The following is an 8,466-nucleotide window of genomic DNA, read 5'->3' as shown; positions in this document are numbered from 1 at the left end:
TTGCCGCCGTATGCCATGCATTTGTTGGTAGTACGTTTGGTTTTGGCGTTGTCCGTTCGGCGTTAGGAATAAGTGAGGCGGGTAATTTCCCTGCAGCAATTAAAACAGTAGCCGAATGGTTTCCAAAAAAAGAACGGGCGTTTGCAACAGGGATCTTTAATTCCGGTTCAAACATTGGCGCCATTGTAGCCCCGCTAACAGTTCCGTTTATTGCAGTTACGTGGGGCTGGCGCTGGGCATTTATTATTACCGGTTCAATTGGTTTTATATGGCTTTTGCTTTGGTACTTGTATTATGAAACTCCTGCCAAACATAAATATATATCTAAAGCAGAACTTGATTATATCAATAGCGACCAGCAGGATGCTACCCCAAATGAACAGTTAATTGAAACTAAAAAAATATCATGGGGCAAATTGTTGACCTTTAAGCAGACCTGGGCATTTGTGATCGGTAAATTTTTGACTGATCCTATCTGGTGGTTTTACCTGTTTTGGCTTCCCGATTTTTTAGAAAGCCAATATGGCTTAAAGGGTACGGCTATAGCAATCCCGGTAGCTTTGGTATATACGATGTCGACATTAGGAAGTATTGGCGGAGGATGGATACCAATGCAGTTGATCAAAAAGAACTGGCCTGTTTTTAAAGCCCGGAAAACTTCTATGTTAGTTTACGCACTTTTTGTAATCCCTATTATTTTCGCGCAGCTTTTAGGCGGAATTAATATGTGGCTTGCAGTAATTGTAATTGGTATAGCAGCTTCGGCACACCAGGCATGGAGCGCAAATATATTTACTACGGTGTCTGATATGTTTCCAAAAAGGTCTGTTGGTTCGGTTACAGGTATAGGCGGCATGTTTGGATCAATAGGCGGCGTATTTTTATCCCTTGTTGTACAAAAAAATCTATTTGTACATTATCGGGCTATTCACAAAATAGAAATTGCCTACTATATTATGTTTTTTGTTTGTGGCAGCGCCTACATTTTAGCATGGTTAATTATGCACATGCTTGTACCTAAAATGAAACCTATAAACCTATAATAGGGGTACGAACAATAAAAAAGTGCCGGGTACGTCTGTTCCCGGCACTTTTTTATTGTTAAATTATGTCGTAAGTCAACTTACCTGCTCTGCCAACTCCTCTATCCAACTGGATAAATAGGGTTCGGTTCCTGTTAACCTGATCCATTCACCATCGTTATCTTTAGCTATAATCAGGTGTAATGTACCATCAACAGATTTAAATTCATATGCTTTAGTGAAGTTGCCGTAAGTAATAGGCTGCAAAATACCATCAATTGTACTGTCGGTGCCGGTTAACGTGGCCTCAATTTGCTGTTCCATAGTTTATAATTTTTATAATAACACCTGATATTGCTTTGTGTTTGTATTACTTGTAGTGCTGATTACAATCAGCTAACCTCAAAAACATTACCTTTACTTCCGTGGAAAACTTACAACCCGATCCTAAAGTACTGGTAGATATTGTACAAACCCCAATGCCTTACGGTAAATATAAAGGCACTATTATAGCCGATATTCCTATAAGTTACCTGGAATGGATGGCCGGCAAGGGTTTTACTAAAGATAAACTCGGTATGATGCTGTCAACCGTTTTCGAGATAAAAACAAATGGTCTGGGCGATATACTGTTTATGGTCAAAAAATCACTCCGGAATGGGGGAGGTATCAGCCCTAAACTTAAATAACCAAGATTACCTTATTGTGACCATCCGGCTGTAAGGTTTGCTGCGTATATACGTCTAAATAGTAAAAAATATCATAATCATGAACAAGTTAATCTTATATATCGCGGGTGTATTTTTATTTGTTGGCTGTGCAAATGGTCAGCCAAAACAGGGTGGTGATGCCATTGCTACATTACCTAAACCCAAAACCGGGGAGGCTCTTGCTACTTTTGGCGGCGGCTGTTTCTGGAGCATGGCCGAGGCTATGTTTGAGCTGAAAGGGGTTAACAAAGTAATATCAGGATATGCCGGTGGTAACAACAAAAATCCCACCTATGAAGAGGTTAGCACCCGTACCACCAACCATGCCGAAACTGTACAGGTGTATTATGATCCCAAAATGATCAGTTATGCTAAACTGGCTGAGGCTTTTTTCTTTGCACATGATCCTACTACATTAAATCGCCAGGGGCCGGATGAGGGTACCGATTATCGTTCCGTAGCTTTTTATCGTACGCCCGAGGAAAAGAACACCTTGCTGGCTACTATTAAAAAAGTGAACGAATCAAAGCATTACATTAACCCGGTAGTTACACAGGTTGTACCTTTCACTGTATTTTATGCGGCCGAAAATTATCACCAGGGCTATTACAAAACCCATTTGAATCAACTGTATATCGAGTCGGTTTCTACACCTAAAGTGATGAAATTCAGGAAGGCGATGGCTGCGGATTTGAAGCCGGAGTTTGTGAAATAAGCCCCCTCTAAATCTCCCCCGGTAGGGGAGACTTAAAAAACTTTGCAGGAATACAGAACGGCTTAAATAAAAGCCCTCCCTTCCGGGGAGGGTTTGGGTGGGGCTGTGGGATTTTTTACAATTTATTAAACCATCCCTTTTTCCAAAAAACAACAACCTGTATAATCGCTATCAAAAACATAAAGATAATAGCGTATACATAGCCATGATGCCAGTAAAGCTCGGGCATGTTATCAGGCAGCAAATGTCCTTTATCATCCTGGCGGGAAAAATTCATTCCATAAATACCGGCAATAAAGGTGAGCGGAATAAATATAACCGAGATGATAGTTAGTACCTTCATAATCTCGTTCATGCGGTTACTCACCATTGATAAATACAGGTCGATAATACTGGAGGTTACCTCTTTGTAGTTTTCAATCAAATCCATTGCCTGGATGCAATGGTCATATGCATCGCGCAAAAAAAGCTTTACTTCCGGCGTTATCAGTGCACTTTCGGAGCGGATCATATCATTGATCTTATCCCGCTCGGGCCAGCTTGCACGGCGGATGATAATAAGCGTGCGTTTTATCTGCTGCGAATTAAACATGATGCTTTTATCCGCATCGTTATATACCTTATCTTCTATGCTATCCAGTTTGTCGCCTATCTGGGCAAGTAAAATAAAGTAGGTGTCAATTATGGTATCGGTTAGGGCGTAACACATATAGCCTGGCCCTGCAGTACGTATGGCGCCTTTGCCGGCTTTTAAACGGGCCTTTACGGCTTCAAAATACTCTTTATGGTCTTCTTCAAAGCTAATAATCAGATTATCCTTTATAATGGCCGAAAACTGGTGATTTATCAGTTCGTCCTCACTGTTAAAATGCACAATGCGGCTGGTGCTAAATACATAATCTTCATACTCATCAAACTTAGGGCGCTGGTGGATATTGGCAATATCTTCCAGTACTAATGGGTTTATATTAAGATGAACGCCTATCTGCTCTATCAGTTTTGCATCGCCAAGGCCATTTACTTTTATCCAGTGGGTATGGTTATCGCACTTTTTAAGCTGCGATAGTATCACCTTAATATCTTTGCCTTCGGATGTTATCAGTTCATCTTTGTTATAGCTAAACATGGCTATATGCGGCTTAAGGGCACCATCCGGTACGCGAATCATACCCGGGCTGTCGCCAACGTTTCCTGCATTGCGGCGTGCGTTATATTTAACCCTTTTTATAATATTGTTCATTTATAAATAATTTATGGCTTGCGGGCCCTGGTTAAAAATTAAATCGACAATACTCAAATTTTGCAGGAAGCCTTGCCGGTCTTCAAAAACCTGAAAATACGGTTTTTGTTGCAGTTCAATTTCTTTTTTAGGGTGGATAGATGCTCTGAAGTCTGGAACGGACGTATACTCCGCATRGTATTCATCGGTATATTTTATTTCCGTTTTTATTTTGATGAATTTAAGCAGCAGTTGTAAAAGCTGTTCGTTATAATCAAACAAATATGGAATTTGCTTTCTTTTATCGTAAAAAACTGCCAGGTCGTCCTCATAATATTCAAAATAAGCCGACCGGCGATAGCAGGCACCCAGGCTTTGCCAATGCAGGCGCTGCCATTCGAAATCATAACTTATTTTAACATCTTTAATTTTTGTATGGGTTTTTGACCCTTTTACCACCGGCACCACCAGTGTAAGGATACCCTCGGGCGAATAAATATTAGCCCGGTTGCGGTAAGTTTGTTTGGGGAAATGCTCTTCTCTTTCTATCAGTATATCAGTCTTGTACGTATTTAATTGTACAAAATATTCAACCGGCGGAAGATAAAACATAGGTAATACAGCACCTTTTTCAATCATATATTTTATGTTTGCGTTCAAAATTGGTTAAAATAATGATAAAAAAAGGGTTTTTAAGACTGGGGATATTATTTTTATACCTCATATCATTATTGCCCTTCTGGTTTTTATATCTCGTATCTGATGTTTTATTTKTTGTTATCTACTACATAGTACATTACCGCCGACAGGTGGTGCAACAAAATTTAGCTAATGCTTTCCCTGAAAAATCAGAAAAAGAGCGTGAGGATATTGAACACAAATATTACCGCTACCTTGCCGATTTGATGGTAGAGACGGTAAAAATGATCACTGTATCTGAAAAGCAGATCCAAAAAAGGGTGGTAGCTACCAATGCCGAACTGGTGCATGAATATTTTGCCAAAGGTAAAAGCATCATTGCAGTGGCGGGTCATTATTGCAATTGGGAAATGGCGGCGCTGAACTTTAATTTCGTAACCGATAAAAGGTTTATGATAGTTTATAAACCGCTGTCGAACGCTACGTTTAATGACTTTTTTATCAAAATCAGATCCCGGTTTGGGGGGCAGCCTGTTGCCATGAAGCAAACTATGCGCAAGATGGTAGAATACCGAAAGGAATTAACCGTAAGTGTACTTGTTGGCGACCAAACTCCCGTTATGCACGAGGTGACTTACTTTACCCGCTTTTTAAACCAGCCTACTGCCGTATTTTTGGGCATCGAAAAAATAGCCAAAACAATTGATGCGGCCGTTGTTTTTTACGACATGAAACGCGTTAAACGTGGCTATTATACCTATACGCTAATTCCCTTAACAGAAAATGCGAAGCAGACAGCCGAGCATGAAATTACCGACACACATGTGCAATACCTGGAAAGCATGATCAGGCGGGAACCACAATATTGGCTATGGTCGCACCGGAGGTGGAAGTTTAAGCCGGAGGACAAACATACATGATAAATAAACCCAAAGTTGCCGTAGTTATTTTAAACTGGAACGGCGCTAAATATCTTAAGCAATTTCTTCCATCGGTTTTGGCCTCAACCTGGCCTGCGCTGGAAATTGTAATGGGCGATAACGCTTCTACTGATGATTCTGTGGCATTTGTCCGCGATAATTACCCATCCATCAGGATCATACAGAATGATACGAATTATGGCTTTACAGGTGGTTATAACAGGGTTTTGGCCCAGGTTGATGCCGATTACTATATCCTGCTGAACTCGGATGTGGAAGTAGTACCTGGCTGGATTGAGCCGGTTGTAAGCCTGATGGAAAGTGATGACCTAATTGCCGCTGCTGCGCCTAAAATACTGGCTTACGCGCAAAAAGATACTTTTGAGCACGCAGGCGCTGCCGGTGGTTTTATTGATGCTTATGGCTATCCATTTTGCCGCGGACGACTGTTTAATGAAGTAGAAAAGGATCATGGGCAATATGAGCAGTCGGGCGAAATATTTTGGGCATCGGGTGCGTCCTTATTTATTAAAAAGAAATATTGGGACCTTGCCGGTGGATTTGACGAATCTTTTTTTGCACACATGGAAGAAATAGACCTATGCTGGCGCTTAAAAAACATGGGTTACAAGGTAATGTATTGTGCACAATCAACGGTATATCACGTAGGTGGGGGCACATTGAATGCAGAAAACCCCTTTAAAACCTATCTCAACTTCCGGAACAATTTGTTGTTGATTAAAAATAACCTGCCTTTCTGGAGAGCATTTTGGCTTATCAGTATCCGTATATGGATGGATCTGTTGGCTTTGCTACGATTTTTGACAGAAGGTAAGCGCAAAGATGCCTGGGCGGTTAGCAGGGCACACCAAAGCTTTTTTGCAGGGTTATTTAAGTCAAAATCTAAAAGTCAAAAGTCAAAAGTTATTTTACCAGATTCATCATTCACTACTCACTTAAAAGGAACCTTCAAAGGCAGTATTGTATGGCAGTTTTTTGTTAAAAAGAAAACCAGGTTTACTGATCTGCCGCAGGCCGACCTGGTTTAGTATTAATGGCACCTGGGTCTTCAGTTGTTTTATCTGCTTTAGCTTTGCTTTTCTTATTTACCGGAATATTCAAAGCAGGCATTTCCTGCGGAAATTTAACATGCATATCCTGTTGAGGGAAAGGAATCTCGATCCCTTCTTTATTGAAAGTATCGTAAATGTCAGTCAATACACGGCTTTTAAGTCCAAGCCAAGTATTTATATCATCGGCCCAGAAAAACAACCTAAAATCAACAGAGCTTTCGCTCAAACTATGTAAAAATACGGAGGGAGCAGGTTCGGCCATGATGTCTTCGTGGTTGTTCAATAAATCCGTAAGCAAACCTTTTACCTTTTCGATATTTGAGCCATAAGCCACACCTACAATCAGTTCAACACGGCGGTTGTTATTGCTTAGGGTCCAGTTAATTACATGGTGCGATATCAGGTCGCCATTAGGAATTATTACCTCTGCGCCGTCGCCGGTAGCAATTTTGCTGGCGCGGATACCGATATCCATAATAGTACCCGAGCGGTTATCTACCTCAATAATATCGCCGACCTGGATAGGTTTTTCAAAGGCCAGTATCAATCCCGAAACCAGGTTATTTACAATATTCTGCAAACCAAAACCAATACCTATTCCAAAGGCGCTTACAATAATGGTGATCTTATCCAGCGGAACGCCAGAAGCTGCAACTGCCAGGAAAAAACCAACCGCTATAACCCCGATACGGATGAGCAGGGTAGAGGTGCGGTTTTTCTTTTTCAGCACATCCATATCGTTATGGTGTTTGGCAGATATATCGTAAAAATAGCTGATGATTTTTGAAGTAAGGGTTGATAGCCATATCACCACGCAAAATATAATGACACTTTGAAAGGTAAACTGCGTATTGGTGCCACCAATGCTGCGGTTTGCGGTAAGGAAAGCGGCAAGGCGGTCAAAAACGGCATCTTCAATACTTAAGTTTTGGGTAAGCATAACCAGCCAAAGCGCACTTGCTAATACTGTGAGTACGCTTTTGAACCTGTTTTTAAGCAGCTTAAAATCAATAAATGAGCTAATGCTGTTATTGTTTTTACTGGCTTCCAATTGTAAAAACAAGGCTTCCATTAGTATCTGTACTACAAAATACATGCTTAATACAAGCCACAGGTTATGTATGGCGGTTACACCAATTATTTTAGCCAGGCTAAAGCGGCCAAATACATTACAGATAAATGAACATGCCTGCAGCAATATAAAAAGCTTAATTACCAGGCCTGTATATGGTAAAAAATCACCTGGCGCTTTGCGTACAATACTTACAAACCTGATACTAATATATGCCGATGCTATACCCAGGATAAGCACTGCCACTCTATCGGCATTAGCAACCTGTACAAATAAATTACTGAGACAGTAAAGTATAGTTAGCACATAAAGCTGCATTAAATAATTAAAAAATGGTTTAGGGCAGGCTTTATTCACCAGGTATAATATCCCGCTGATAAGTACCAGGAAAAATACCTCTAACACTACAACCGGTGGATGATCATAAAAATTAGGTAATAAGGTAAATGTTACAATTACCGAAGAAACAATGGGGTAATTAACTACATAATTAGCCTGGCTAAATATATTGTYGGGCGCTTCATTTATCTTTAGAATTTTCTTACGGCTGGCATAAACCCATAATCCAAAGCCGATTAACAATAAACATCCGGCCAGGTGGATCAATATATCACGACCAATGAAAAAGTTCAACAATTTGGAGTTCATGGTGGCTGATTTTGAAACAGCATCGCCAAAATCAGTACCCTCATCGGCCTTCATCTCCCATATATTGCTATATTCTGCAGATAAAGCGCGGATACTGAAATTTCTGATCTTCAGGTCTATCTGGTCTTTCAAATCAAGCACACCGATATAAACGGCGGATGCACGATTTTGAAGGAGGCCTATTTTTACCATCAACTTTTTGTTAACAGTATCCAGCCTGTGGTATTTGCTATCTATAGCTATTTTTTGGATGAGATAGGTAGTAGCCAATGAACTGTCAGAAGGCAAAATCTTTAACACACTATCTTTCGAAATGGCATTAAGGTCAGTTTGGTTTTGAACCAGTTTGGTATTAATGTCGGCCAGTTGATCCTGCCACAAGTCTAACTGGTCGTCACTCCGGGTTAAAACATCGCGGATGGCATACAAATAGCGCAGGGTGCTTGAT

Annotated in this window: 9 protein-coding genes; 5 read left to right on the top strand and 4 right to left on the bottom strand. The window is 40.6% G+C overall.

Translation table 11 applies throughout. From position 1 onward, the window contains the following. Positions 1-1,043, top strand: a 1,043-nt coding sequence (locus tag AC1DPZ_RS17450) for an MFS transporter (RefSeq protein ID WP_477405688.1), incomplete at its 5' end; no start/stop codon positions are given. A 75-nt stretch (positions 1,044-1,118) separates the two neighbouring features. Here AC1DPZ_RS17450 and AC1DPZ_RS17445 read toward each other — a convergent pair. Continuing rightward, positions 1,119-1,346, bottom strand: a complete 228-nt coding sequence (locus AC1DPZ_RS17445) for a hypothetical protein (protein ID WP_477405686.1) — start codon at positions 1,344-1,346, stop codon at positions 1,119-1,121. A 101-nt stretch (positions 1,347-1,447) separates the two neighbouring features. Between AC1DPZ_RS17445 and AC1DPZ_RS17440 the strand changes: the two genes are divergently transcribed. Continuing rightward, complete coding sequence (locus tag AC1DPZ_RS17440; RefSeq protein WP_477405684.1) at positions 1,448-1,711, top strand: DUF3820 family protein; 264 nt, start codon at positions 1,448-1,450, stop codon at positions 1,709-1,711. Between the two features lie 79 nt (positions 1,712-1,790). Then, the gene (gene msrA / locus AC1DPZ_RS17435) at positions 1,791-2,447 is read left to right on the top strand and encodes a peptide-methionine (S)-S-oxide reductase MsrA (protein WP_477405682.1); all 657 of its coding nucleotides are present in this window, start codon (positions 1,791-1,793) and stop codon (positions 2,445-2,447) included. A gap of 115 nt (positions 2,448-2,562) precedes the next feature. Here the strand turns inward: msrA and corA are convergent, their stop codons facing one another. Next, positions 2,563-3,687, bottom strand: coding sequence for a magnesium/cobalt transporter CorA (gene corA / locus AC1DPZ_RS17430; protein ID WP_477405680.1), 1,125 nt, complete (start codon positions 3,685-3,687; stop codon positions 2,563-2,565). Then, positions 3,688-4,305, bottom strand: a complete 618-nt coding sequence (locus AC1DPZ_RS17425) for a WbqC family protein (RefSeq protein ID WP_477405678.1) — start codon at positions 4,303-4,305, stop codon at positions 3,688-3,690. A 35-nt stretch (positions 4,306-4,340) separates the two neighbouring features. Here AC1DPZ_RS17425 and AC1DPZ_RS17420 point away from each other — a divergent pair, with 35 nt between their 5' ends. Together AC1DPZ_RS17420 and AC1DPZ_RS17415 are read left to right on the top strand one after the other, a co-directional pair. Continuing rightward, on the top strand, positions 4,341-5,225 hold the full coding sequence (locus tag AC1DPZ_RS17420) for a lysophospholipid acyltransferase family protein (protein ID WP_477405676.1): 885 nt from the start codon (positions 4,341-4,343) through the stop codon (positions 5,223-5,225). Further along, on the top strand, positions 5,222-6,274 hold the full coding sequence (locus AC1DPZ_RS17415; RefSeq protein ID WP_477405674.1) for a glycosyltransferase family 2 protein: 1,053 nt from the start codon (positions 5,222-5,224) through the stop codon (positions 6,272-6,274). Before AC1DPZ_RS17420 ends, AC1DPZ_RS17415 begins: the two co-directional genes overlap by 4 nt. Here the strand turns inward: AC1DPZ_RS17415 and AC1DPZ_RS17410 are convergent. Next, a partial coding sequence (locus AC1DPZ_RS17410; RefSeq protein WP_477405672.1) for a mechanosensitive ion channel family protein occupies positions 6,243-8,466 on the bottom strand: 2,224 nt, incomplete at its 5' end. The two genes, AC1DPZ_RS17415 and AC1DPZ_RS17410, sit on opposite strands and share 32 nt — an antisense overlap.

This window comes from Mucilaginibacter sp. P4_G9 (assembly GCF_056400985.1).
The sequence above is the reverse complement of the archived record's forward strand: the minus strand, read 5'-3'. Positions and strand labels throughout refer to the sequence as shown.

Excerpts from the sequence above, each read along its gene's own strand:
- AC1DPZ_RS17445 (WP_477405686.1), bottom strand. The coding sequence starts at position 1,346 with ATGGAACAGCAAATTGAGGCCACGTTAACCGGCACCGACAGTACAATT.
- msrA (WP_477405682.1), top strand. The coding sequence starts at position 1,791 with ATGAACAAGTTAATCTTATATATCGCGGGTGTATTTTTATTTGTTGGC.
- corA (WP_477405680.1), bottom strand. The coding sequence starts at position 3,687 with ATGAACAATATTATAAAAAGGGTTAAATATAACGCACGCCGCAATGCA.
- AC1DPZ_RS17415 (WP_477405674.1), top strand. The coding sequence starts at position 5,222 with ATGATAAATAAACCCAAAGTTGCCGTAGTTATTTTAAACTGGAACGGC.